This window comes from Pseudomonas sp. BR20, assembly GCF_050780135.1.
Taxonomy (GTDB): domain Bacteria; phylum Pseudomonadota; class Gammaproteobacteria; order Pseudomonadales; family Pseudomonadaceae; genus Aquipseudomonas.
Window position 1 is genome coordinate 4,445,942 of sequence record NZ_CP172012.1, and the last position, 24,654, is coordinate 4,470,595.

Here is a 24,654-nt window from a genome sequence, read left to right on the forward strand (position 1 = left end):
CGTTGATTGAACCACACGTTAACAACGGCTGAGTAGAGTGCAGCCTGTACCCAGCCACGCGAGCTCCGCCATGTCCACGCCGATTGCTTCCCTCGACACGCCCGCCGCGCTCGTCGACATCCCACAGATGCAGCGCAATATCCAGCGTATGCAACAACGCATGAGCAGCCTGGGCGTGCGTTTGCGCCCGCATATCAAAACCAGCAAGTGCCTGCCGGTGATCCACGCCCAGATCGCCGCAGGGGCCAGCGGCGTGACGGTTTCCACCCTCAAGGAAGCCGAGCATTGTTTCGCTGCCGGTATCCGCGATGTGTTCTACGCCGTGGCCATCGCCCCGGGCAAACTGCCCCAGGCCCTGGCCCTGCGGCGCAAAGGCTGCAACCTGAGCCTGCTCACCGACAGCGTCCAAGGCGCCGAGGCCATCGTCGCTTTCGCACAGCAGCATGACGAACGCTTCGACGTGTGGATCGAAATCGATTGCGACGGCCATCGCTCCGGCCTGGCCGCACAGGACCCTGTACTGATCGACGTCGCACGCCTCCTCAACGAGGGCGGCCTGCACCTGCGTGGCGTGATGACCCACGCCGGCTCGAGCTACGAGCTGGACAGCCTCGAACCCCTGCAAGCGCTGGCCGAACAGGAACGTGCGCTCTGCGTCAGTGCCGCAGACACCCTCCGCGCAGCCGGGCTGGCGTGCCCCGAGGTCAGTATCGGTTCCACCCCCACGGCCCTCTCGGCGCTGAACCTGGACGGCGTCACCGAAGTACGCGCAGGTGTGTATGTGTTCTTCGACCTGGTCATGCGCAACATCGGCGTGTGCCAGGCCAATGAGTTAGCGCTGAGCGTACTGACCACCGTGATCGGCCATCAGCCGGACAAAGGCTGGATCATCACCGACGCCGGTTGGATGGCCATGAGTCGTGACCGTGGCACCCAGCGCCAGCGTCAGGACTTCGGTTATGGCCAAGTGTGCAGCGAAGCGGGCGACTGGATCGACGGCGCGCTGGTCACCGCTGCCAACCAGGAACATGGCATCGTCAGCCTGGGCGCTGCCCACAGTGACGCGCTTGTCACGCGCTTCCCCATCGGCAGTCGGCTGCGCATCCTGCCCAACCATGCCTGTGCCACCGGCGCGCAGTTCCCGGATTATCACGCGGTGGATGCCGATGGCAGCGTGCACACCTGGAGTCGCCTGCATGGCTGGTAATCGCATTCACTCGATTCATAGCCCCCACGCGGCACCGCCGGGCGGGCACTATTCCCAGGCGGTGGCGCACGGCGGCGTGCTGTATGTGTCGGGGCAACTGCCGGTACGCGCCAATGGCGAGCACAGCGCCGGGCAACCGTTCGCCGTGCAAGCTTCGATTGCCCTGGATAACCTGGTGGCGATCCTGGGTGAAGCGGGCCTGAGCCCCCGAGACCTGCTCAAAGTGACGGTGTACGTCGTCGGCATAGAACACTGGCCCGCCTTTGATCAGATTTACGCGCGCTACCTCGGTGGACATAAACCGGCCCGCGCGGTGGTGCCCGTGCCGGTGTTGCACCATGGCTACCTGATCGAAATCGACGCCGTGGCTCGTACCGCACAGGAGCAGCCCGCATGACCTCGCAAAAAAGCGACGTGGTGATCATCGGCGGCGGCATCATGGGCGCATCGTCGGCGTTTTTCCTGCGCCGCCGCGGCTGTTCGGTCACGCTGCTGGAACGCGACCAGATCGGTCAGTACGCCAGCGGTGTGAACTTCGGCAATGTGCGCCGTCAGGGCCGCTACCTGGGGCAACTGGAGCTGGCCAACCGTTCGTGGGCACTGTGGAAACGCCTGCCGGAGTTGATCGACGACGACCTGGAATTTATCCCCAGCGGCCACATGCGCGTGTGCTATCGCGAAGATGAAATCGCTGAACTGGAGGCCTACGCCGCCGCGCCGGAAGCCGCGCAACTGGACCTGAAAATCTATCGCGGTGCCGAGTTGCGCCAGCGTTTTGGTTTCCTCGGCCCGGAGGTGAAAGGCGGCTCCTACGCGCCCCACGACGGCCACGCCAACCCCCGTCTGGCCGCGCCGGCATTCGCTCGCGCAGCTCGGCGCCTCGGTGCACGAATCGAGGAAAAGACCGAAGTGGCCGATGTTGAAAAGGTCAATGGCCTGTTCCATGTCACCACCACCGACGGGCAGTTGTTTGTCGCGGAGCAGCTGTTGATTACCGCTGGCGCCTGGGCCGCGCGCTTGTCCGAGCGCTTCGGCGAACCGGTACCACTGGAGCCCAACGGCCCACAGATGTCGGTCACGGAACCGGTGCCCTACGCCCTGCCCACCGTGATCGGCGTGTTCACCAAGATCAAGGAAGAGGTGATCTACTTCCGCCAGATCCCGCGCGGCAACATCATCATCGGTGGCGGCGCCCGCTGCACGCCGGACATGCTCAACCGACGCGCGTTTTTCAAGCCCGAGAGCCTGCTCAACCAGATGCGCCAGATGAAACGGCTGTTACCGGGCGCCGAGAAGCTGAACATCATCCGCGTGTGGAGCGGCATCGAAAGCTACACACCCGACTCCCTGCCGGTGATGGGACCCAGCGGCAGCGTGGACGGACTGTTTTATGCCTTCGGTTTCTGCGGCCACGGCTTCCAGCTCGGCCCTGGCGTGGGGGATGTGATGGCCGAACTGATCAGCACCGGCAGCACCAGCACCTTGATCAGCCCGTTCGATATCCGACGGTTTACCCAACCTTCGACGGTGCTGGCAAATGCCCCCACCACAGGAAAACTGATATGAGCCACGCCTGCCTGCCAGATTCAGCAGATTCTCCCTTGCAGCGCTGAATAACGGCATCTTTGCGCGGGAGGCTTTTGCTAGCGTATCCAGACACCGGGCCGTGCCGTTCGCAGCGCCTATTACCGCTCCAGGGAGCCAGTTGGATGACCACCCACTCTTCAAATAGCTACAGCGTTGATCCGCAAACGGCTCACCAGTTTTACATCAACGGTCGTTGGACGTCCCCGGCGATCCCGGCAACGCTGCCGGTGGTCAACCCGGCCACTGAAGCCGTGGTTGCCCAGGTGGCGCGCGGGACTGCCGAGGATGTCGACCGGGCCGTCGCGGCAGCACGCGGGGCGTTTGCCGGTTGGTCTGCGACCCCGGCTGAAGCGCGAGCGCAGGTGCTGGGGAAAATCCACGAACTGATCCTTGAACGCAAGGAGCAACTGGCGCAGGCGCTGTCCCTGGAAATGGGCGCGGCCATCGGCTTCGCGCGGGCGATGCAAGTGCCGCTGGCAGCCGAACACGTTCGGGTCGCGCGTGACCTGCTGTCCAGCTATCGCTTCCAGACCGTGGAAGGCGGTACCGCAATCGAGCGCGAGCCCATCGGCGTGTGCGGACTGATCACGCCGTGGAACTGGCCGCTGTATCAAATCACCGCGAAAGTCGCCCCGGCCATCGCTGCCGGCTGCACCGTGGTGTTGAAACCGAGCGAACTGTCGCCATTGAGCGCCCTGCTGTTTGCCCAACTGGTGCATGACGCCGGCCTGCCGCCTGGGGTGTTCAACCTGGTGAACGGCAGCGGTGCCGAAGTCGGCGCGGCCATGGCGGCCCATGCGGATATCGACATGATCTCCATCACCGGCTCCAACCGCGCAGGCGCGTTGGTTGCCCAGGCAGCCGCGCCGACGGTCAAGCGGGTCACCCAGGAGTTGGGGGGCAAGTCGCCGAATGTGCTGCTGCCCGACGCCGACTTCGCCAAGGTTGTGCCGCTGGGCGTGATGTCGGCGTTTCGCAACGTCGGCCAGTCGTGCAGCGCGCCGACCCGCATGATCGTGCCAAGAAGCCGCCTGGCCGAAGTCGAAGCCCTGGCGGCGGCCACCGCGAACGCACTGATCGTCGGCGACCCGCAGTCGGAAGAAACGCAGCTGGGCCCGATTGCCAACGAAGCCCAGTTCCATCGCGTCCAGGCCATGATCCAGGCTGGCCTCGACGAGGGCGCCAAACTGCTGTGCGGCGGGCTGGGACGGGCGGCGGGTTTTGACAAGGGTTTCTATACACGACCGACGGTTTTCTCCGAAGTGGACAACGCCATGCGCATTGCCCAGGAGGAAATATTTGGGCCGGTGCTGTGCATCATTGCCTATGAGATGGTGGATGAAGCCGTCGCCATCGCCAACGATACGGTCTACGGACTGGGCGCCCACGTTCAGGGGCAGGACCTTGATCTTGCGCGGGCGGTGGCTTCGCGTATCCGCGCGGGCCAGGTGCACTTGAACCATCCGGCGTGGAATCCGATGGCGCCGTTTGGGGGCTACAAGCGCTCAGGGAATGGCCGGGAGTATGGTGTGCAGGGGTTCGAGGAGTATCTGGAAACCAAGGCGATTATTGGGTTTGGTGAATGAGTGATGGGCCTGTGGCGAGCGGGCTTGTCGAATCGTCGCACCGCCCGCGCGGGGCTGCGTAGCAGCCCCAAAACCAGGCACAGAGGAGTGCCTGATACACCGCATTCGTCTTCATCAGGGGCGCCCCGTTAAACCACGCTGGCCGGAATTCGATAGTGATTTTGGGGGTAAACCGGCAGGGATGCCGGTTTAGCCGCCGTTACCGAAGCAACGGATATGTACTCGATCTGATCCAACATCCTGGTTAGCTGTCAGGCCGCCATCGGGGGCAAGCCCCCTCCCACATTTCAGTTAGCCGGCTTCAACAACTGCATCTGCTGGCGATAGTCATCCGTCACCTGCCGCGCCTGGCTGCTGCTGGTAATCACCCTCGGGGTAATCAGCACAATCAATTCCGTGCGGTCCTTGGACTTGCTGGTATTGCCAAACAACCAGCGCAACCCCGGAATCTTCCCAAGGTAAGGCACCGCACTGACGCTCTCCGCGTTGTCCTGCTTGATCAACCCGCCCAGTAACACCGTTTGCCCACTCTGCACCGCGACCTGGGTGGATACCGAGCGCGTGGAGATACGCGGGTTGGCCTGGGTGTCGTTGCTGGACGCCTGCTGGTCCTGGGCATCGCTGACCTGCTGCTGAATGTCCATGTACACCAAGCCACCCGGATTGATGCGCGGCACGACGTCGAGGATCACCCCGGTCTGCACGTATTCAACACTGCTCAAGGTGGTGTCGGAGGTGCCCGTGTTAACCGTGGTCTGGCTGATCGGGATGTTGTCGCCCACCTGGATCTGCGCCGGTTGGTTGTTCATCACCACCAGCGACGGCGCCGACAGCACCTGGGTGCGGCCGTTGGTTTCCAGAGCGTGCAGGGCCACTTGCAGGTTGGAGCTGACGAAGGAGTAGAACAGCGAATCCGTCGCGCCCAACCCCGCCCCGCCGCCGCCCAAGGCGCCTTGGCTGCCGGCGGTGTTGCCCACGGTGGTGCTGGTGGAATTGCCTGCCAGGCGGCCCAGGTACCACTGCACGCCAAGGTCCAGTTCGCCGGTGAGCTTGACCTCGAGGATGCGCGTTTCGATCTGCACTTGCAGCGGTGGGTTGTCGAGGCGTTTGATCGCCGATTCGATCTCTTTCCACTGCACCGGGCGGGTGCGGACCAGCAGTTGGTTACTGCTTTTTTGCGCGGTGATGCGGGTGCCGGCGTCGAGGCTTTTGGCCGGGGCGTCTTCGGTCGCGCCCTGCTCGGCGGTGTCCTGCTCGGCGTCGGGCTCCTGCTCCTCGTCCTCAGCAGCGGGTGGGTTGCCATTGAGGTTGTTGCTCAGGCCACCCGGCGTGCTGCCGGAGGTGCTGTTGGTGCCCGGCGAGGACAAGGTCGCGGTGCGCAAACCGGGGGCGACCTTGGCCGGGGTGTCGTCCTTGATCGCGCCCGTGCCGTAGATCTGGCGCAGGTACTTGGCGAGGTCGGTGGCCTTCATGTTGCGCACGTCGTAGACGTACATCTGCGGCTCGTTGCCGCCGCCTTCGTCGATGGTGTGGATCCAGTCGCCGACTTCGCTGAGGTACTGCGGCTGCGACGAGATCGCCACCACCGAGTTGGTCCGCTCGATGGGCAAGAAGCGCACCATGCCCGCCAGGGGCATGCCGCTGTCGGGGCCGAACATTTTTTGCAGTTCGGGCATCAGCTCCGCCACCGACGCGCGCTGCAGGCCGAACACGCCCACCGACATGCCCTTGAGCCAGTCCACGTCGAAGGTGTCGATGGTGTCCTGGTAATTGGCCAGTTCTTCGGGGGTGCCGGCCAGGCTCAGCACATTGCGCGCCGGGTCCACCAGCAGGAAGGCATTCTCGCGGGCGAACGGCTTGAGCAGTTTCTGCATCTCGGTGGCCGAGATATAACGCAACGGAAACAGGCGTGCCGATAAACCGCTGGACGGCTGCGACACGCGCATCTCCGGCACCAGCTTGCCCGCCACGGCCTGGTTGGCCGGCAGGATCACATAGCGATTGCCCTGTTTGATCATGGCGTTGTCGGTCCACGACAACAGGGTCTCCAGAATCGACAAGGCCTGCTGCTTGTTCACCGGCTTGGACGTGGAAAAGCTGACATTGCCCTTCACGCCCTGGGCGATGCTGTAGTTCTCGTGCAGCAGGTCGCCCATCACGCTGTTGATCACCGCTTCGATCGGTTGGTCGGCGAAGTTGAACACGATGTCGCCGCTGCCCTCCTCCTTGGCGGCCGAGACCGCTGCCGGTTGGCGCACGAACTGCTGATTGCCGCGTATCAACTGGCGCTGGGGCGGGGTCTTCGCCTGGGGTTGGCCGCTGTCGACCGGTGCCTGTTCGCTGGCCGGGTCCACGGGTGGGCGTTGCGAACCGGTGCCCTGCATCGCCTCATGCAGCAGGGCCTCGTCCGGGTCGAGATGCTCGGGAAATGTGCCGCAGCCACCGAGGGAAACGGCGGTGGCCAGGCACAACACGGTGGTGCGCAAGGCGCCAGGGAAGGTATCGATCAAGGGGTGGACTCGTGAGGAAGGGTAATCGGGGGTGTGGTGGACGGCGGCGGCAAACGCAGGGCCCGCAGGCTCAGGGTTTGAGTACGGCCGTCGAGTACAAAGCGGGCATCGCGGGGCGTCAGGTGTTCCAGGCGCCAGCCGTTGGGCAGGGTCTGGCCCTGGTGGACTTTGAGCGGTGGGCCATCGGCACGCTTGAGCAGCGCCACACGCAGGTCGCCGTCGAGGACGATCCCGGTCAGCACCAGGCTCGACAGGCTGGAGACGGCGGCTTGGCCCACCGCACGGTCGGGGCTGCGGTCGGGGCTGAACAGCGGCGCTTGCCAGGTGCCGGCCAGGCTTTCGAGGGTCGCGCTCGGCGCCACCAGCACCTTGGCAGCGGTGTTGGCGCGCGCATCGGGGTCCGGCGCCGGCAACCACTGCGGCGCATCGCCGATGCTGCTGAGGATGCCGACCATCAGCAGGCCCAACAGCCCGGCCACACCGAGCAACAGCCATTCTAGGGGACGCAATGCATTGATCATCGTTGCACCTGCCGGGCGGCGGCCGGTTGCAGGTAACCGCGCACCAACAGGTGCACCACCAGTTGCCCGGCGCCGCCGCTGGCGGGGGCGTTCGGTGGGCGGCGGATGCTCATCTCATCGACGAACAGAAACGGCCGCTGGTACTCCAGCTCATGCAGGATCGCGGTCAAGGGTTCGATGGCGCAATTGAGGGTCAGGCTGACCTTGACCTGGCGATAGGGCTCGGCGTCGTCCTGCTCCGGAGTGATGGGCATGCGCTGGGTCAGGCTGCAACCGCCACCGAGGCCGGCGCGGCTGTTGATCAGGTCGGCGATGCGTTGCATCAGGTCCGCCGCCACCGCACTCGGGTCGTCGCCGGGCAACAGGCTGGTGCTGCTGGCCGGGTCCTGCCGCGCTTGCTCCAGCTGCTGACGCAGGCTGTCGCCCTGGCGCAACACACCGGCGTAGCGTTGCTGCTGTTCACGCAGCTGCTCGGCTTGCTCGCCCATGGTGCGCAACGGGCCGGCGAACCAGCTGTCGATCAACAGCCAGTAACCAGCGCCGAGCACCAGGGCCAGGGCGATCAGGGCCGCGCCACGGCGTTCACGGGGTGTCAGTGGTCGGCGCATCAGCGGCCTCCTGGTGCAGGTGGGCGCGCAAGGAAAATTGATCCTTGCCGGTTTGCGCATCGGGTTGGATCACCCCTTCGAACTGGGCGTTTTCCAGGCTGTGGCAGCCCTTGATCCGGGTGATCAAGGCGCTGGCCTTGGCGCTCTGCCCAGAGAAGGACACGTCGGCGCCGTCATTGACTTCCAACTGGTCGAGCCAGGTGTCCGAGGGCAGGCACGCGGTCAGCTCGTTGAGCAGCGCCGCCAACGGCGGTTGGGCAGCCTTGCGGCGAATCAGGTACTGGGCGGCGCCACGGGTATTGAGCAGTTGCTGGCGCAGGGCCTGGATCTCGGCGACCTGGGCTTTCTGCTCGCGCACGCTGTGTTGCATGGCATCGAGTACGCGCTGGCGGTCGTTGAGCCACAGTAGCATCGCCGCAATCAGCAAGGCGCCGCACAACCACGGCAGGCTGCGTTGCAGGCCCTTGCCCTGGGGACGCTGGCGGGGACGCAACGGCGCAGGCAGCAAGTCGATGCCCATGGGTTTGCCTGCGCTATCAGCGACATCCACGGCATGGGGCTGCAAGCCGAGGGCCGCGCAGTCATTGAGGATCTGGTCGAGGCGCTCACGCAGGATCGCCACCAGCGTGACGTGCAGGTGCGTGGGGGTACGGCGCTCCTGGCGCGCGACGAAGTACAACTGGGCGGCTTCGAACGGCGTGAAGCGGTCCAGTTCATAGCCGACCACCGTCGACAGGTTTCGCGCCGTCGCCGGGGGCAATTGCAGGGTTTGCACCAGCACCGTTTCAGGCGGCAGCACCAGCACCTGACGCGCTTCGCCAGGTAGCTTTTCGACCGGCGCGGTCAGCGGCCAGGCGTAGACATGCTCGGGGATATCGGCAAACGACAACCACGCCGGCAGGCAGCCACGCAGCTCCTTGAGCCACAGGCGCCAGCCCAGTTGCAGCAGGCTGCCGCGCCAGCGCTGGATGATGGGCTGCGCCAGCGCCTGAAACCGTGCGGTTAACTGTTCGTTCATTCTTGCCAACGTAGGACTCGATAAGGTTGTGCGCTGCCTTGCGCGGGGCTCAATAACACGGTGGCTTGCACCTGGGCGTGGTAACCGCCGGGGCGTTGGGCACGGCTGCTGACCACCAGCACGTCGCCGGGATCGGCACCCACTGCGCTCTGGTGCGGCAGGTTCAGTGCGCGGCGCATCAAGGCACTGGCGAATGCCGGATCGGGCCGGTCCAGGCCGCTCCACAGGCTGATCTCGGGCACCAGTTCGCTGTACAGCGCCTGGGTCATGCCCGGCAGTTGGCGCACCTCTTCCACCACCCGAAACGGCGCCAGGCCCTGGTTACGCCGCACCTCCAGGGCTCTGGCGAGTTGGTTGGCCTGGGCCTGGGTCGCTCCGCAGGCCAGGGCCAGGCGGGCAAAATCACCCACCTCGGCGCTGTTCAAATACAACTTGCCGCGCTCGCTGTGCAGGCTGACGTGCAGCTGCGCATCGTCGAACACCAGCGGAATTTCACGCCCGTCGGCAATCCACTGCTTGCGCTGCAACGGGTCCGCCACGGCCTGCATCGCCAACGCCACCCCGGCCTCGGCCGCCAGCACCGCCTGGGTATGCTGGCGGTGCCAGGCGGCCTGGCGGGTTTCCAGTTGCACCCAGCCGGCCAGGCCGCCGAGCAACAGGCTGAGCAAGGCCAGCACCCACAGCACCAGCAGCAGAGCCACGCCGCGTTGATGCCGGATCATTCGGGCGCCCCGCCGGACAGGTTCAGGCGCAAGGCAACCACCTGGGTTACCCACGGCACCGGGCCATTCACCCGTGCGTCAATCCGCACCGTGTAAGGCAGGCGCTTGGTCCACGGCCACGTACTGATCCAGCCGGTGGCCTGGCCCTTGGGCGACACGCCGCGATAGCTGAATTGCAGGTCCTCGACATCCTTCAACAACACCTGCGGCTCACTGCGCGCCGCCGGAACACTCACCTGTGCCTCAGACTCAAACCGCGCGAACGCCACCTGCAAGTCGCGCTGCGATTCGGGCCCCACCAACTGCAAGGTGAAGCGCTGGATACCGCCGCCGAGCACACCCGGCAAGGTCGCGACAAACTGCATACGCTGCGGCCCACCGGCAAAAAAGCCATCGGTCTGGCTGTCGTCCTCGGTCACATCCAGCGGTAACGCCTCGCTGATCGCAGTGCGCAAGAACTGCTGCGCGGCACGCATTTCATCCAGGCTGACCGTGTAGCGCTGGGCCTTGAGCACGGCGCGATTGGCCCCCAGCAAGGCGCCGCCGACCAGGGTCAGCAACACCCCGAGCAGGCTCAGTACGATCATGATCTCAAGCAAGGTAAAGCCCTGCTGACGCGCCTTCACAAGCCGGCCCCGACGCCGGCAGCGCGCAGTTTCAAGGTGCTGAAACTGGCCTGGCGCGGGCCTTCGCTGACGGTCAGGTCCAGGCGAAACAGATGCGCCTGGCCGACGCGGCTGGGCTGCTGGGCGATGCGCAGTTGCCAGGCGATACCGTCCAACTCGCCCTGGCGTGTGCCGCTGGCCAACGGGCCCATGCCTTCCTGATCCATCACACTCAAGGCGGCATGGGTCAGGCGGTCGCTGTGGGATACCTGCAACAACGAGCGTGCGCTCTGGCCGAAGGCGACCAGCAGCACCGTGCTACAGATCGCCATCAGCGTCAGCGCGGCGAGCATTTCCAGCAGGGTAAAACCCGCCTGGCGCTTCATGGCAAGGCCTTGGACTGCACGCTGCCGGTCAGCCAGCCAATGTCGATACGCCAACGCCGACTGCCGTTGGCCAGCAACACGTGGCCGCCGGTGGAGCTGCCATCGGGGTAGAAATCCACCGCAGCGCCGGCTTGCTCGGCGGTGTGCAGGGTCACTTGCAGCCCGGCCGGCCAATACTTTTTCGGACGGCCCGGCGCCTGCACGCTGAGGTTGCGCAAATCGAACACGGTGCTTTCGGTGGTGCCACTGACAATTGCCCGCGCCCGCGTGCTGCGCAATGCCTCGACCACCTGCCCCACGGCCTGGCGCTCTTTGGCGGCGCGCAGGCCTTGTTGCAGGCCAACCCCTACCAACCCGGCCGCGATGCTGATCAAGACGATCACCACCAGCATTTCCAGCAGGGTAAAGCCGCGTTGGGCGTTGGCCATGGTCGTGGGTTATTCCCAGTTGCCCAGGTCGGCGCTGTAGCCTTCGCCGCCGGGCTGGCCGTCCTGGCCGTAGAAAATCAGGTCGAACGCACCGTGCTCACCGGGGAAGCGATAACCGAAGGCATGGCCGAACGGGTCCTTGAGGTCCGACGGTTTGGCATACGGCCCGGCCCAACCGGCGCTGTTGCCCGGCTTGTCGACCAGTTGCTGCAGGGTCTTGGGCGGCGAGCCGACGTCCAGGCCGTAGCTTTCAATCTTCATGCTCAGGCTGGCCAGCTGGGCCTTGCCCGCGCCGTATTTGCCCTTGTCCACATTGCCGCCGACCTGGCGTACCACGATGGTCGCGACGATGCCCAGCAGCACGATCACGGCGAGCATTTCCAGCAAGGTAAAACCGCCCTGGCGGCGGGCGGGCTTGAATCGGGTATGGCGCATCAGCGTGTTTCCTTAAGGGTTCATATATTGCTGGTCAGGCTCATCAGCGGCAGCATGATCGCCAGCATGATCACCGCCACCAGCACCGCCATGACCACGGTCAGGGACGGCACCAGCGCAGCGAGCAGGCGGTCGATGCCGCGTTTGGCTTCGACGTCGAACACCTCGGCGACCTTGAGCAGCATGCTGTCGAGTTCGCCGGCCTGTTCGCCGACTTCAATCATTTGCAACGCCAGATCAGGCAGCAGCGGCTCGCTGCCGAAGGCGCTGGCCAGGGTGCCGCCGCCCTTGACCGACTCGGCGGCCTGGGCGACCTGGGCTTGCAGGGCGCGGTTGGTGCAGACCTGGCGGGCAATCACCAGCGCCTGCAGCAGCGCCACACCGTTGCTCAGCAGCGTGCCGAGGGTGCGGGCCAAACGGGCGGCTTCGACCCGTTGCAGCAACGGGCCGATGATGCGGATGCCCAGCACGCGGCGGTCATAGCGTTCGCGGCGCTGGGGATCGCGCAACCGCGCGGCCAGGGCCCATGCGCCGACAATCAACCCGGCCAGCACCGCCAGGCCGTAGGCCCCGAGGAATTGGCCGAGGCCCAGGATCACCTCGGTGATCAGCGGAATCGGCACGCCCAGGTCCTTGAAGATCGGCACGAACTGCGGCACCACGTAGGCCAGCAGCAAGGCCAGCGAACCGAGCACGCCGACCACCAGGAACGCCGGGTAGATCAGCGCGTTGATCACTTCGCCCCTGAGCAACTGGCTGCGCTCCAGGTAGTCGCTGAGCTGGCGCAGGGTGTCTTCGAGGGCGCCGCCCGCCTCGCCGGCGCGGACCATGCTCAAGTACAGCGGCGAGAACTGGCTGCCCTCCGCCTCCAGCGCCTTGGATAACGGCTGGCCGGCCTTGACCTGTTCGCGGATGCGCTCGATCAACACACGGGTCTGCGGCTGGCCGGGCTGCTTGAGCAGGATGCCCAAGGAGCGCTCCAGCGGCTGGCCAGCCCCCAATAGCGTGGCCAACTGTTGAGTGAAACTGACCAGCGCCGCGCCGTTCAACTGGCCCCGGCCAAAGGCCTTGCGCAGGCCCTGGGCACCCGCCACTTCGATCTGCAACAGCAACAAGCCGCGCTTGTGCAGCGCGGCGACGGCGGCGTCCTGGTCCTTGGCTTCGAGGGTGCCGTTCTGCGCCTGGCCCTGGCTGTCGAGGGCGCGGTATTTGAACAGGCTCATGCGCCCTCTCCCCGGGTGACGCGCAGCACTTCTTCAAGTGAGGTGACACCGGCCACGGCCTGGCGCAGGCCTTCTTCATGCAAAGTGCGCAGGCCGCCACGGCGGGCGGCCTGTTCGAGGGTGGCGGCGTCGGCCTGGCGCATCAACAGGCTGCGCAGTTCGTCGTTCATCACCAGCAGTTCGGTGATCGCACTGCGGCCGTGGTAGCCACCGCCCGGCGCATCGGCGCGGGGGCGATAAAGCATGATCGGGCGCTGCTCGGTAAACCGGTCGAGGCCGTGTTCGGCAATCAACTCCGCAGGGGCTTCGAAGGCTTCGCGGGTGGCCGGGTCCAGACGCCGCACCAGGCGCTGGGCGAGGATGCCGTTGACTGTCGAGGCAATCAGGTAGCTTTCGACGCCCATGTCCAGCAAGCGCGTGATACTCGCCGCCGCGCTGTTGGTGTGCAGGGTGGAGAGCACCAGGTGGCCGGTGAGGGACGACTGGATCGCGATGCGGCAGGTTTCCAGGTCGCGGATTTCACCGATCATGATCACGTCCGGGTCCTGGCGCACGATGGAGCGCAGCGCGCCGGCGAAGTCCAGGCCGATGGCCGGTTTGACCTGGATCTGGTTGATGCCCTCAAGCTGGTATTCCACCGGGTCTTCGACGGTGATGATCTTGCGCTCGGCGGTATTGAGCCGCGACAGCGCGGTGTACAGGGTGGTGGTCTTGCCCGAGCCGGTGGGCCCGGTCACCAGCAGGATGCCGTGGGGCCGTTCGAGCACTTCGAGGAAGGTTTCCAGGCGCTGGCCATCAAAGCCCAGGCTCTGGAAATCGAACTGCACGGTCTGGCGGTCGAGCAAACGCATGACCACCGATTCGCCAAAACTGGTGGGCACCGTGGACACCCGCAAGTCCAGCTCCTTGCCCTGGATACGCAGCATGATGCGCCCGTCCTGGGGCAGGCGCCGCTCGGCGATGTCCAGGCGCGCCATGATCTTCACCCGCGAAATCACTGCCGCCGAAGAACTGGACGGTGGGGCTTCGGCTTCGTGCAGCACGCCGTCGATGCGGTAGCGCACCTTGAGCTGGTTTTCGAAGGGTTCGATATGAATGTCCGAGGCGCGATTCTCGACTGCTCGCTGCAGGATCAGGTTGACCAGGCGAATCACCGGCGCTTCGGAGGCCATGTCCTTGAGGTGTTCGATGTCTTCGAGGGCGCCGCCCTGTTCGTCGAGGTTTTCGATCAGGGTGCCCATGGCCGAACGGCCCTGGCCGTAGTAACGCTCGATCAGGGTTTCGACTTCGTTGCGCGGCCCTACCGCCAGCCACACCGGCACGCCGCAGGCATAGGCCATGGCCTGGAACGGGTAGACCAGCGACGGGTTGGCCGCCAGCACCCGCAGGCCGCCCTGGCTCCAGCCCACGGGCACCACTTGATAGTGGCGCATGAAACGCTCGGTCAATACCGGCAATGGGTCCAGCAGCGGCGGCGCAGCATCGGCCAACAGCAGCGGTGCGCCGAGCAGGTCGGCCCAGGCACGGGCCAGTTCCACTTCGGAAACCAGCCCCAGGCGCGTGAGCAGACCCAGTAATTCGGTGTCACCGCCCTCCTGGGACAGGCGCCGGGCACGCTCCAGGTCAACGGTTTTCAACCCAGCGTGTTGCATCAGCCACGCGCAGACCTGTTCGGTGTGCGGGATGTGCAGTTGGCAGGCATCGATGGGCGTTGAAGGGCTGGGCATGGGTAAAAATCTGAGGGGCGATGCTCTAAAGGGCTATGGGAAACTCTTGTGGGAGGGGGCAAGCCCCGTCCCACAGGGGAGCGCATTTCCCCGTTAGTTCGAGGTCTTCGGCGCGGCCTGGCTGCTGCTCAGCGGCCGCCCGCCCTTGGTGGTTTCAGCCTTCTGCTTTTTAACCGCCTTGGCATCGTGAGCCTGGGTCAACACCGTGGAATCGGCAGCCCCGGATTTCGCATCGGCGTCGATGGACTCGGCCGCCATCGCCGCGCCACTTAGCGCAACACCCAGAACAACACCGGCACCCAACAGGGAAATCTTCATCAACTTTCTCCAGATCAAAAACAGCAGATAGCCCAAGTGGCGCCTTGAACTCGATCAAGACCCTACACCAAAGCGTTGTGTATGACAGCTTGTGTAAACATGGCACTTTAGAACTACCGAGCAATGCCACTAGTTGGCCATGACTCGACAAATTTTCTTAAACCAATCGACTGGTAGGTTTAGTCTTAGTTCCTGAACGTAAGAAATTATTTCTTATTTCACGCAAAAATTAGCTTTTGTTTGACTTCCAAGCGCAAGAATTGCCTTAATTATGCGGTTTTCGCGGTTCAAAATGCCACCTCGTGATATCGCTTAGACACTATCCACAACAATAACTAATACAATTTTTACACTAATAAAACTGCGAAATTCGCCAAATAGTTGCAATTAGCCATCGGTTAAAAATTGCGATCACGGGCAACTATTGCCCAAAAAAAGTGACGAGGTGCGGTGCAACACGCACTTCTCGGCGCGCCATGTTTACTGAACTGTTGTCGGAGAGACCCATGAATAAACGCAAAATGATCGGTGCACAGTCGGCATTCGCCCTGCTGGCACTGGCCGTGTCCCAAGTGCATGCAGCCACCAGCCCGGCCCTGGATGAAGGCCGGGTCAGCCGCGCGGAAAAAGCCGCGGACAAGACCCTGGCGAAGATGACCCTGGAAGAAAAACTCGCTTACATCGGCGGCACCGGTGGCTGGGACGTCAAGCCACTGACCCAGTACGGTATCCCGCAGATCCACGGCGCCGATGGCGGCGTGGGCGTGCGCTACACCAGCGAAGGCAACGCCCAGGGCGTGGTCTACCCGTCGGGGCCGAACCTGGCCGCCAGCTGGAACCCGCGGCGCGCCATCGACCTGGGCCGCGCCCTGGGCTATGACACCGCCAGCGGTGGTTATCAGTTCGTCACCGGCCCTGGGGTGAACCTGTACCGCATGCCATACAGCGGCCGGGCGTTCGAGTACCTGTCCGGCGAAGACCCGTTCCTCGGCGCCAGCCTGGGGCCGGCGGTGATCAACGGCATTCAGTCCCGTGGCGTGTGGGCCAACGCCAAGCATTTCGCCGCCAACGACCAGGAAAGCAACCGCTTCCACCTCGATGAAATCATCAGCGAGCGCGTGCTGCGCGAGATGACCCTGCCGCCGTTCGAGTCCGCCTCGAAGAACAGCAAGGTCGCGATGATGATGTGTGCGTTCCAGAAGGTGAACGGCGAGTTCGCGTGCCAGAACAAACACCTGATGCGCGATATCCTCAAGACCGAATGGGGCTATCCGGGCTTCGTGCAGAGCGACTACAACGCGGTGGTCGACGGCTTGCCGGCGGCACAGGCGGGTACCGACCTGGACATGATGGGCTACCAGATGAACAGCACCATCCTCAAGCCATACCTGGACAGCGGCGAGCTGAGCAGCGCGACCATCGATGACAAGGTGCGCCGCATCCTCAAGCAGATCTACCTGTACAAGTTCGACAGCAAGGCGCCGCTGACCAGCCACAACATGAACAGCGCCACCAGCAACCGCGTGGCCTTGAACGCCGCGCGCGAAGGCATCGTGCTGCTGAAAAACCAGAACAGCCTGCTGCCGCTGGACGCGAACAAGGTCAAGCGCATCGCCGTGGTCGGCACCCTGGCCAAGTACGCGCCGCCTACCGGTTTTGGCAGCGCCAACGTCATGGCCGCCAACTACATCAGCGAGCTGAGCGGCTTGCAGCAACTGGCGCCAGGGGCAAAGGTCGAGTTCATCGACGGGCTGTCCCTGGACCCGGCCACCTCGACCTGGACCCATGCCGACAGCAATGGCAACAGCGTCAAAGGCTTGAAGACCGAGTTCTTCAGCAACACCAACTGGTCCGGCGACCCGGCCGCCAGCCGCACCGACACCCATGTCGACCTGGACTGGTCCACCGACAGCCTGCCGGTGAACGGCGATACCGCCGCCACTTCGATCCGCTACAGCGGCCAGATCACCCCGACGGTCAGCGGCGAGCAGGTGTTCAAGGTACGTGCCGACGGCGCCGTGCGCCTCTACGTCAACGGCAAGAAAGTCCTCGACAACGGCGACGGCAAGCCGCTGCCGAACAACAGCATTCCGCCGACCATCCCGGTGTTTGCCAAGGTCAACCTGGAAGCCGGCAAACCGGTCGACATCAAGCTGGAATATTCACGCCGCAACGGCTACCTCTCGACCATGGGCGGCCTGGTCGGCGTGCAGATGAGCTGGGCCTCGCTGGTGGCACCGCAGGACCTGGCCAAGTACGACGCGGTACTGGTCGCGGCCGGTAACAGCAATGAATACGAAGGTGAAGGCTTCGACCACAGCTTCGACCTGCCCGAGTACCAGAACCTGCTGATCCAGAGCATCGCCAAGGTCAACCCGAATACCGTGGTTACCCTGCACGGCGGCACCGGCCTGAAGATGAGCGACTGGATCGACCAGGTACCGGCCGCGCTGCATGCGTTCTACCCTGGGCAAAACGGCGGCCAGGCCTTGGCGGAGATCCTGCTGGGCAAGGTCAACCCGTCGGCCAAGCTGCCGATCAGCATCGAGCGCAACATCGAAGACAACCCGATCTACGCGACCTTCCCCAAGTTCGACAACCAGGAAACCCTGGCCGAGATGAGCTACAAGGACGACCTGTTCCTGGGCTATCGCGGCTACGAGAAAAAGGGCATCAAGCCGCTCTACCCGTTCGGCTACGGCTTGTCGTACACCACCTTCGGCTACAGCAACATCAGTGTGACCCCTGGGGTGGCGGTGGCCGGTGCGCCGATCAAAGTGTCATTCGACCTGGCCAACACCGGCAAGGTCGCGGGCGCCGAAGTGGCCGAGTTGTACGTGGGTCAGAACAACCCGAAAGTCGAACGCGCGATCAAGGAACTCAAGGGCTACAAGAAGGTGTTCCTCAAGCCGGGCGAGAGCAAGCGCGTGACCATCGAGCTCAACGATCGCTCGCTGGCCTACTACGACGTGGCGAGCAAGCAATGGGTGGTGGATGCCGACAGTTTCAACCTGTCGGTGGGCGCGTCGTCCCAGGATATTCGCCTGAACGCCAAGCTGGTCAACCCGTTCCGCCAGGAACTGTCGACCACCACCAGCAACCCGCTGCCGCGCTCGGCACTCAACTCGACACTGCGTGAATCGACGGTGAAGACCGGCGGTGTACTGCATCAAAATGAAGGGGATAGCGGCACCAGCGACGGTGATGGCTATGACATGAGCGATGACAGCAGCCAGGGCAGTGCCACCGGCAACTGATCCTTGTGGGAGGGAGTTTGCTCCCTCCCACATGTTGACTGTGTTCGACTCAGGTTCTGATGGCTGCCTCGACCCGTGCGATGTAGCTGTCAAACCGCGCCACCAGGTCCACCTGCTCCGGAAAGCGCAGCCACTGGATCTGCAGGCCGTCCATCATGGCCAGGATTTCTTCCACCAGCCCGGCGATGTCCACATCGCTGCGCACCTCCCCCGCTGCGACCAGGTCGGCAAACTGCCCCTGCATGCGCTGGTGAATCGCCGCATAGCGCGCCTGGAACCAGGCCCAGGCCGGATGGGTGTCCAGCAGGCTTTCGGCATTCAAGATGGTAAACGCGCGCACCACGCCCGGTGCCGTGGCATTCGAACGATTGATCGCACGCAGGCTGCCGAGCAACCCGGTCAGGGACTTTTCGGCGCGCACTTCATCGGCGATTCGTTGATTGACCTCATCGCGACGTTGCAGCACGCCCATCAATAATGAAATTTTGCTGGGAAAGTGATGCAGCACACCGGCCACGGAAATACCGACGATGGCCGCCACCTTTGCCACTGAAGCGCCGCTGTAGCCCTCCAGGGAAAACACCTGCAAGGCCGCGTCCAGCAGCTCTTCGCGGCGTTTTTCACCTTTGGGGGCGCGGCGGGTCTTGGGGGCGGGCTCGGTCATGGGGACATCCTTGTGGGCAGGCTTGCACCGTATCCAAATTGCCCCTGGGACGCAAATAAAGCTCAGGCGCTTTCCCGTTCGATCAGGCGGCAGTCCAACAGGTTCAAACGCTGTACTTCGTCCTCCACCGGCACGACCCCGAGGCTTTCCAGCACCCGCGTGGCCGCCAGCACACCGATTTCCAAGGCGGGCGGCTTGATGGTGCTGAGGCTCGGCAACAGCATTTCGGCAAACGGGTAATCGCCAAACCCGAGCATCGCGCAGTCCTGCGGGATCTTCAGCCCGGCACGCTGCCCGGCCAGCAAACCACCGGCGGCGAGGTTGTCATTGGCGAAGAAGATCGCGTCGGGCGGGGTGGCGTGGTTCATCAGGGCTTGCATCGCCTGCTTGCCGGCCTCGAAGGGCGCGCTGTCGGCGTCCGGGGCGAAGACCCAGGGTTGTACACCCAGTTCGATCAGGGTCGCGGCAAACCCATCACCGCGTTCCAGCGCGCTGAAGTCGCCCGTGGCGCTGTTCTGCACGAAGGCGATGCGCCGATAGCCCTTGCCATGCAGGTAACGCGCGGCCGTGACGCCGACGGCGTAGTGGGAAAAACCGATCTGCAACGGTGCGCGTTCGGGCACGTAGTCCCAGGTTTCCACCACCGGGATATCGGCGTCGGCGATCATCTTTTCGGTGCCCTCGCTGTGGAAGCGGCTGGTCAGCACCAGCGCTGCCGGCGACCAGCCGAGGAACGCGCGCACCGCGCTTTCTTCCTGCTCGGCGCTGAAGTAACTGGACGCCAGCAACAGCTGATACCCATGGCGACTGAGAGTGTCGCTGAAGCCCTGGATCGTGTTGGCGAAGATCGGCCCCGAGATGTTCGGGATCACCATCGCCACGATCCGCCCCCGCGCCGACGCCAGCCCGCCGGCCACCAGGTTGGGCACATAACCCAGCTCGGCCACCACCTCGGCGATGCGCTCGCGACGCTCGGGCGAGACCTGCTCCGGCTGGTTGAAATAGCGCGACACGGTGATCGCCGACACCCCGGCCTGGCGGGCCACGGTGCTCAAGGTGACGCGCCCGGCGCCACGGCGTTTGCGCGGTTTGTCTTCGCTCACGGGATCATCCTGCTAACAACAAAAAAGAATATAGGAATAATTTTTAAGTCTTTGACGCTCTAAACCCGACCTACCAATAATGCCGATGTTAGCGCTAACAAAGCGCGCTGTCTGCTACTCGCTCAAGCGAATGCCCACGACAGTCTTACAGGCGCTGACGGTCGCAGAAACCGCAGCGGTCCAGGGCTTTTTTTTCGAGCGAACACACCATGCACAGGCACACGCACTTATTCCTTCTCGCCGGTTTGACCGCCCTCCCCGTGCCCGGCGCCTTTGCCGCTGACGAGCAGGAACCCACGCTCAAAGCGGTGACGGTCACCGCCACCCGGCGTGAAGAATCACTGCAAAAAGTCCCGGTGGCGGTCTCGGTGCTGGACGGCGAACAATTGGAGCGCGACAACCGCAACGGCGTGGCCAGCATCGCCCAGCAAGTACCGTCGCTTAACTTCCGCACCGGGGCCTCGAACAAGGACACCTCGCTGTTCGTGCGCGGCGTGGGCACCATTTCCACCTCCCCTGGGGTGGAACCGACGGTGGCCACGGTGATCGACGGCGTGGTCTATGCCCGCCCCGGCCAGGCCACCCTCGACCTGCTGGACCTGGAACGCATCGAAGTGCTGCGCGGCCCGCAAGGCACCTTGTTCGGCAAGAACGCCTCGGCCGGCGTGCTCAACATCACCAGCAAGGCGCCCACCGCCGAGCCCCACGGGTATATCGACCAGGCGTACTACAGTGGCAACGAAAGCCGCACCCGTTTCGGCATCGGCGGCAGCCTGGTGCCGGATGTGCTCAAGGGCTCGATCAGCACGCTGTTCGGCAGCTACGACGGCAACGTCGACAACCAGCACAACGGTCAGGAGGTCAACGGTTACAACCACAAGGGCATCCGCGGCAAGCTGGAATTCACCCCCAACGATGACGTGAAGCTGACCCTGATCGCCGACTACATGCAGTCCCACGACGACGCGCCGAATGGCGTGGTCAGCAAGTCCCTGAGCCCGGCCTTCACCAACGCCTTGAGCCCAGTGCGCGCCTCCCGCGACAACCGCGACATCAACACCGATACGCGCAGCCATGTCGAGGACACCAACAAAGGCTTGTCCGCTCAGTTGGACTGGAACCTGGGCGACTACACCCTGACCTCGATCACCGCCTGGCGCGGCTGGGACAACACCCAGTACCAGGACGGCGACCGCCTCGGCACGGTGACTGCCGCCTTCCCCGGCACCGCTGACAAGGGTGAGTTGGCCTTCGACCAATACTCCCAGGAACTGCGCCTGGCCTCGCCCAAGGGTGAGTTCCTGGAATACGTCGGCGGCCTGTTCTACATGCACGGCAAAGACGAGGAAACCTATCAACGCACGTTGACCACCACCACGCGCACCGACCGTGGCATCGCCGACTACAGCACCACCAGCGACAGCTACGCGGTGTTCGGCGAGACCACGCTGAACTTCACCTCGCGCTTTCGTGGCATCGCCGGCCTGCGCTACACCCACGATGAGCTGAAATACGATCACCGCCGCGTCTCCACCTCAGCCACCACGGTCAGCGGGATTCAACCGGCCACCTCCAACTCCGGTTCGGTGGACGAAGACGGCTGGTCCGGCCGCCTCGGGGTGCAGTACGACCTCAGCGACAGCGTCACCAGCTACCTCACCTACTCGCGCGGCTACAAGGGCCCGGCCTACAACGTGTTCTTCAATATGCAGCCGCGCGACACCGACGCGCTCAAGCCGGAAACCTCCAACACCTGGGAAGCCGGGATCAAGGCCACCGCCTGGAACAACCGCCTGACCACCAACCTGGCGGTATTCCACAGCGACTACGACAACTACCAGGCCAACTTTTTCGACACCGTCGCCGGCCAGGTCGTGACCCGCCTGATCAACGCCGGCAGCGTCAGCACCGAAGGCGTCGAGCTGGATTACGCCCTGCAGGCCACCCAGCAACTCAAGCTCTCCGGCGCCCTGGCTTACACCCGTGCGCGCATCGATGAGTTCGCCTGCCCGGCCGGTGCCGCGGCTACGTGCAACGTGAATGGCAAGCCGCTGCCCTTCAGCCCGGACTGGAAAAGCTACGTGCGCGCCGACTACACGATCCCGTTGGATAACGGCCTGGACATCGAACTGGGCACCGACTACAGCTGGCAAAGCGAAGTGCAGTACGACATCAGCCAGAACGTCGACACCAAGCAAGGCGCCTACGGCATCTGGAACGCCAGCGTGGCCCTGGCCGACTACAGCAATGGCTGGCGCGTGGCATTGCTGGCCAAGAACCTCGCCGACAAGTCCTACTCACCGCTGCTGGCCAGCGCTGGCAACTCCATCTACCGCGCCGTACCCCGTGACGATGAGCGTTACTTCGGCGTGCAACTGCGCAAGGATTTCTAGCATGAGCCGTCAACTGAAACTCGGCGCCTTTCTCATGGCCACCGGGCACCATGTCGCCGCCTGGCGCCACCCGGACGTACCGGCGAATGCCGGGCTGGACTTCGCCCAGTACAAACACCTGGCGCGGGTGGCCGAAGCGGCGAAGTTCGATGCGCTGTTCGTGGCCGACAGCATCGCCGCCGCCACCGGCGCGATCGCCAGCCATATGGCGCGCTCGGACCATTTTGAACCGCTCACCCTGCTCTCGGCGCTGAGTGCGGTGACCGAGCATATCGGCCTGATCGCCACGGCGACCACCAGCTACAACGAGCCCTACCATGTGGCGCGCAAGTTCGCCTCGCTGGATCACCTGTCCGGTGGGCGCGCGGGCTGGAACCTGGTGACCTCGGACAACGCCGCCGAAGCGCAGAATTTTGGCCGCGACGAACACCTCGGCCATGGCGAACGCTACAGCCGCGCCAAGGAGTTTCATCAGGTGGTGACCGGGCTGTGGGACAGTTGGGAAGACGATGCCTTTGTGCGCGACAAGGCCAGCGGCAACTATTACGACCCGGCGAAGCTGCATGTGCTGGACCATGTGGGCGAACACTTCCGGGTCAAGGGCCCGCTGAATGTGGCGCGCTCGCCCCAGGGCCAGCCGGTGATCGTGCAGGCCGGCTCGTCCGAAGCTGGCCGTGAGCTGGCGGCACAGACCGCCGAGGTGGTGTTCACCGCACAGACCTCGTTGGCCAATGCCCAGGCGTTTTATGCCGACCTCAAGGGACGCTTGAGCCAGTACGGACGCGAGCCGGATTCGCTGAAAATCATGCCCGGTGTGTTTGTGGTGGTCGGGGCGACCGAGGCCGAGGCCCAGGCCAAATTCGCGGCATTCCAGGATCTCGTCGAACCTGAGGTGGGTGTCGCGTTGCTGGGGCGCATGCTGGGCAATTTCGACCTGTCCGGCTACCCGCTGGACGGGCCGTTGCCGGCGCTGCCGTTGACCGACAGTGGGCAACGCAGTCGTCAGCAACTGCTGAGTGATTTGGCCAACCGTGAGCAACTGACACTCGCGCAATTGGGTCGGCGAATTGCCGGTGGCCGTGGGCATTACAGCCTGATCGGCACGCCCGCAAAGATTGCCGATGAGCTGCAACGCTGGTTCGAAAATGGCGCGGCCGATGGCTTCAATATCCTGGTGCCGCACTTGCCGGGTGGGTTGGAAGACGTCGCGCAATGGGTGGTGCCCGAGCTGCAGCGGCGCGGCCTGTTTCGCACCGAATACAGCGGTTTCACCTTGCGCGAAAACCTCGGCCTGGCGCGCCCGGCCAATCACTTTACAGGAGCTGGAGCATGAAGATTCCCGCACTGATCCTGGGCCTGCTGGCCGTGACGCAAACCGCACTGGCCGCCGACCCCGTCACCCTGCGCATCGGTTACCAAAAGGGTTCCATCGCCCTGGTACTTGCCAAGCAACATGACCTGCTGGAAAAGCGCTTCCCGAAGACGGATGTGAAGTGGATCGAATTCCCCGCCGGCCCGCAGATGCTTGAAGCGCTGAACGTGGGGGCACTGGATGTGGGTTCCACCGGCGACATCCCGCCGCTGTTCGCCCAAGCCGCCGGGGCCGACCTGGTCTACATCGGCGCCGAACCGCCCAAGCCCAGCGCCGAGACGATCCTGGTGCGCAACGACAGCCCGCTGCATTCGGTCGCGGACCTCAAGGGCAAGAAAGTTGCGTTCCAAAAGGGTTCCAGCTCCCACAACCTGATCCTGCGCGCGCTGAACAACGCCGGCCTGAGCTACAAGGACATCCAACCGGTGTACCTGCCGCCCGCCGATGCGCGAGCGGCGTTCGAACAAGGCAGCGTCGATGCCTGGGCGATTTGGGAGCCCTACTCGTCACTCGCCTTGAGCCAGAGCCCGAGCCATGTGCTGGCCAATGGTGAAGGCTTGGGGTTGTCGGGACCGGTGTACACCGCGCGGCGCGAGTATGCGCGGGAAAACGGTGCCTTTATCCATGATCTGCTCGACGCACTCACCGCCGCCGAAGCCCTTACCCGCAGCCAGCGCGAAGACAGTTTGAAGGTGCTGACCGAGTTCATGGGCCTGCCCGCCGAGGTGGTTGCGCGCTATATGGACAACCGCCCGCCTTCGCCGACTTTGCCGATTGACGAGGGGATCATTCAGGCGCAGCAGGCGACGGCGGACCTGTTTTTCCAGAACCGGTTGTTGCCCAAGGCCATTGAGGTCAAGAAGGCTGCGTGGAAATCTGAAGCCAACTGAGATCCTAATGTGGGAGGGGGCTTGCTCCCGATAGCGGTGTGTCAGTCAAGGATGCTCCAACTGAACCGCCGCAATCGGGGGCAAGCCCCCTCCC

General features: G+C 64.2%; 22 protein-coding genes. 8 read left to right on the forward strand and 14 right to left on the reverse strand.

Annotated elements, in window-relative coordinates; genetic code table 11:
- The first annotated feature begins 70 nt into the window (after positions 1–70).
- From ACHPFG_RS20235 to ACHPFG_RS20250, 4 genes are all read left to right on the forward strand, one after another.
- On the forward strand, positions 71–1,207 hold the full coding sequence (locus tag ACHPFG_RS20235; RefSeq protein ID WP_431700269.1) for a DSD1 family PLP-dependent enzyme: 1,137 nt from the start codon (positions 71–73) through the stop codon (positions 1,205–1,207).
- Positions 1,197–1,604 (forward strand): RidA family protein, encoded by a 408-nt coding sequence (locus ACHPFG_RS20240; protein WP_431700270.1) that lies wholly within the window; start codon positions 1,197–1,199, stop codon positions 1,602–1,604. Before ACHPFG_RS20235 ends, ACHPFG_RS20240 begins: the two co-directional genes overlap by 11 nt.
- The gene (locus ACHPFG_RS20245) at positions 1,601–2,773 is read left to right on the forward strand and encodes an NAD(P)/FAD-dependent oxidoreductase (RefSeq protein ID WP_431700271.1); all 1,173 of its coding nucleotides are present in this window, start codon (positions 1,601–1,603) and stop codon (positions 2,771–2,773) included. The genes ACHPFG_RS20240 and ACHPFG_RS20245 overlap by 4 nt, the downstream gene beginning before the upstream one ends.
- 143 nt (positions 2,774–2,916) lie before the next feature.
- Positions 2,917–4,380 (forward strand): aldehyde dehydrogenase family protein, encoded by a 1,464-nt coding sequence (locus ACHPFG_RS20250; RefSeq protein WP_431700272.1) that lies wholly within the window; start codon positions 2,917–2,919, stop codon positions 4,378–4,380.
- 287 nt (positions 4,381–4,667) lie between these two features.
- Here ACHPFG_RS20250 and gspD read toward each other — a convergent pair whose 3' ends face one another.
- The 12 genes from gspD to ACHPFG_RS20310 all read right to left on the reverse strand — a co-directional run bounded on the left by gspD (position 4,668) and on the right by ACHPFG_RS20310 (position 14,881).
- Positions 4,668–6,890 (reverse strand): type II secretion system secretin GspD, encoded by a 2,223-nt coding sequence (gene gspD / locus ACHPFG_RS20255; protein WP_431700273.1) that lies wholly within the window; start codon positions 6,888–6,890, stop codon positions 4,668–4,670.
- Positions 6,887–7,411, reverse strand: a complete 525-nt coding sequence (locus tag ACHPFG_RS20260; protein ID WP_167656339.1) for a general secretion pathway protein GspN — start codon at positions 7,409–7,411, stop codon at positions 6,887–6,889. Before ACHPFG_RS20260 ends, gspD begins: the two co-directional genes overlap by 4 nt.
- Positions 7,408–8,019 carry a type II secretion system protein GspM gene (gene gspM / locus ACHPFG_RS20265; RefSeq protein WP_431700274.1) on the reverse strand — a complete coding sequence of 204 codons (612 nt, stop codon included), beginning with the start codon at positions 8,017–8,019 and terminating at the stop codon, positions 7,408–7,410. The genes ACHPFG_RS20260 and gspM overlap by 4 nt, the downstream gene beginning before the upstream one ends.
- The gene (locus tag ACHPFG_RS20270) at positions 7,994–9,037 is read right to left on the reverse strand and encodes a PilN domain-containing protein (protein ID WP_281114078.1); all 1,044 of its coding nucleotides are present in this window, start codon (positions 9,035–9,037) and stop codon (positions 7,994–7,996) included. The genes gspM and ACHPFG_RS20270 overlap by 26 nt, the downstream gene beginning before the upstream one ends.
- Positions 9,034–9,759 carry a general secretion pathway protein GspK gene (locus ACHPFG_RS20275; RefSeq protein ID WP_145336247.1) on the reverse strand — a complete coding sequence of 242 codons (726 nt, stop codon included), beginning with the start codon at positions 9,757–9,759 and terminating at the stop codon, positions 9,034–9,036. Before ACHPFG_RS20275 ends, ACHPFG_RS20270 begins: the two co-directional genes overlap by 4 nt.
- Positions 9,756–10,385, reverse strand: coding sequence for a prepilin-type N-terminal cleavage/methylation domain-containing protein (locus ACHPFG_RS20280; RefSeq protein WP_131698250.1), 630 nt, complete (start codon positions 10,383–10,385; stop codon positions 9,756–9,758). The genes ACHPFG_RS20275 and ACHPFG_RS20280 overlap by 4 nt, the downstream gene beginning before the upstream one ends.
- On the reverse strand, positions 10,382–10,750 hold the full coding sequence (locus ACHPFG_RS20285; RefSeq protein ID WP_131698251.1) for a type II secretion system protein: 369 nt from the start codon (positions 10,748–10,750) through the stop codon (positions 10,382–10,384). Before ACHPFG_RS20285 ends, ACHPFG_RS20280 begins: the two co-directional genes overlap by 4 nt.
- The gene (locus ACHPFG_RS20290) at positions 10,747–11,178 is read right to left on the reverse strand and encodes a pilus assembly FimT family protein (RefSeq protein WP_431700275.1); all 432 of its coding nucleotides are present in this window, start codon (positions 11,176–11,178) and stop codon (positions 10,747–10,749) included. Before ACHPFG_RS20290 ends, ACHPFG_RS20285 begins: the two co-directional genes overlap by 4 nt.
- A gap of 9 nt (positions 11,179–11,187) precedes the next feature.
- Positions 11,188–11,613 (reverse strand): type II secretion system major pseudopilin GspG, encoded by a 426-nt coding sequence (gspG, locus tag ACHPFG_RS20295; RefSeq protein WP_024076412.1) that lies wholly within the window; start codon positions 11,611–11,613, stop codon positions 11,188–11,190.
- Between the two features lie 20 nt (positions 11,614–11,633).
- The gene (gspF, locus tag ACHPFG_RS20300) at positions 11,634–12,836 is read right to left on the reverse strand and encodes a type II secretion system inner membrane protein GspF (protein ID WP_431700276.1); all 1,203 of its coding nucleotides are present in this window, start codon (positions 12,834–12,836) and stop codon (positions 11,634–11,636) included.
- The gene (gene gspE / locus ACHPFG_RS20305; protein ID WP_184743040.1) at positions 12,833–14,563 is read right to left on the reverse strand and encodes a type II secretion system ATPase GspE; all 1,731 of its coding nucleotides are present in this window, start codon (positions 14,561–14,563) and stop codon (positions 12,833–12,835) included. The genes gspF and gspE overlap by 4 nt, the downstream gene beginning before the upstream one ends.
- Positions 14,564–14,656: 93 nt before the next feature.
- Positions 14,657–14,881, reverse strand: a complete 225-nt coding sequence (locus ACHPFG_RS20310; RefSeq protein WP_431700277.1) for a hypothetical protein — start codon at positions 14,879–14,881, stop codon at positions 14,657–14,659.
- Positions 14,882–15,387: 506 nt separating this feature from the next.
- Here ACHPFG_RS20310 and ACHPFG_RS20315 point away from each other — a divergent pair.
- Positions 15,388–18,138 (forward strand): glycoside hydrolase family 3 C-terminal domain-containing protein, encoded by a 2,751-nt coding sequence (locus ACHPFG_RS20315; RefSeq protein ID WP_431700278.1) that lies wholly within the window; start codon positions 15,388–15,390, stop codon positions 18,136–18,138.
- Between the two features lie 49 nt (positions 18,139–18,187).
- Here the strand turns inward: ACHPFG_RS20315 and ACHPFG_RS20320 are convergent, their stop codons facing one another.
- Both ACHPFG_RS20320 and ACHPFG_RS20325 read right to left on the reverse strand, forming a co-directional pair.
- A complete protein-coding gene (locus tag ACHPFG_RS20320) occupies positions 18,188–18,802 on the reverse strand; it encodes a TetR/AcrR family transcriptional regulator (RefSeq protein ID WP_431700279.1) in 615 nt (204 codons plus the stop codon).
- A 62-nt stretch (positions 18,803–18,864) separates the two neighbouring features.
- On the reverse strand, positions 18,865–19,905 hold the full coding sequence (locus ACHPFG_RS20325) for a LacI family DNA-binding transcriptional regulator (protein WP_431700280.1): 1,041 nt from the start codon (positions 19,903–19,905) through the stop codon (positions 18,865–18,867).
- Positions 19,906–20,114: 209 nt separating this feature from the next.
- On the opposite strand from ACHPFG_RS20325, the gene ACHPFG_RS20330 reads away from it, so the two are divergent.
- The 3 genes from ACHPFG_RS20330 to ACHPFG_RS20340 are packed head-to-tail and all read left to right on the forward strand — an operon-like array spanning position 20,115 to position 24,560.
- Positions 20,115–22,298 (forward strand): TonB-dependent receptor, encoded by a 2,184-nt coding sequence (locus tag ACHPFG_RS20330; protein WP_431700281.1) that lies wholly within the window; start codon positions 20,115–20,117, stop codon positions 22,296–22,298.
- 1 nt (position 22,299) lies between these two features.
- Positions 22,300–23,631: an LLM class flavin-dependent oxidoreductase gene (locus ACHPFG_RS20335; protein ID WP_431700282.1), complete on the forward strand. Its 1,332-nt coding sequence runs from the start codon at positions 22,300–22,302 to the stop codon at positions 23,629–23,631.
- The gene (locus ACHPFG_RS20340; RefSeq protein WP_431700283.1) at positions 23,628–24,560 is read left to right on the forward strand and encodes a sulfonate ABC transporter substrate-binding protein; all 933 of its coding nucleotides are present in this window, start codon (positions 23,628–23,630) and stop codon (positions 24,558–24,560) included. Before ACHPFG_RS20335 ends, ACHPFG_RS20340 begins: the two co-directional genes overlap by 4 nt.
- Positions 24,561–24,654 lie beyond the last annotated feature (94 nt).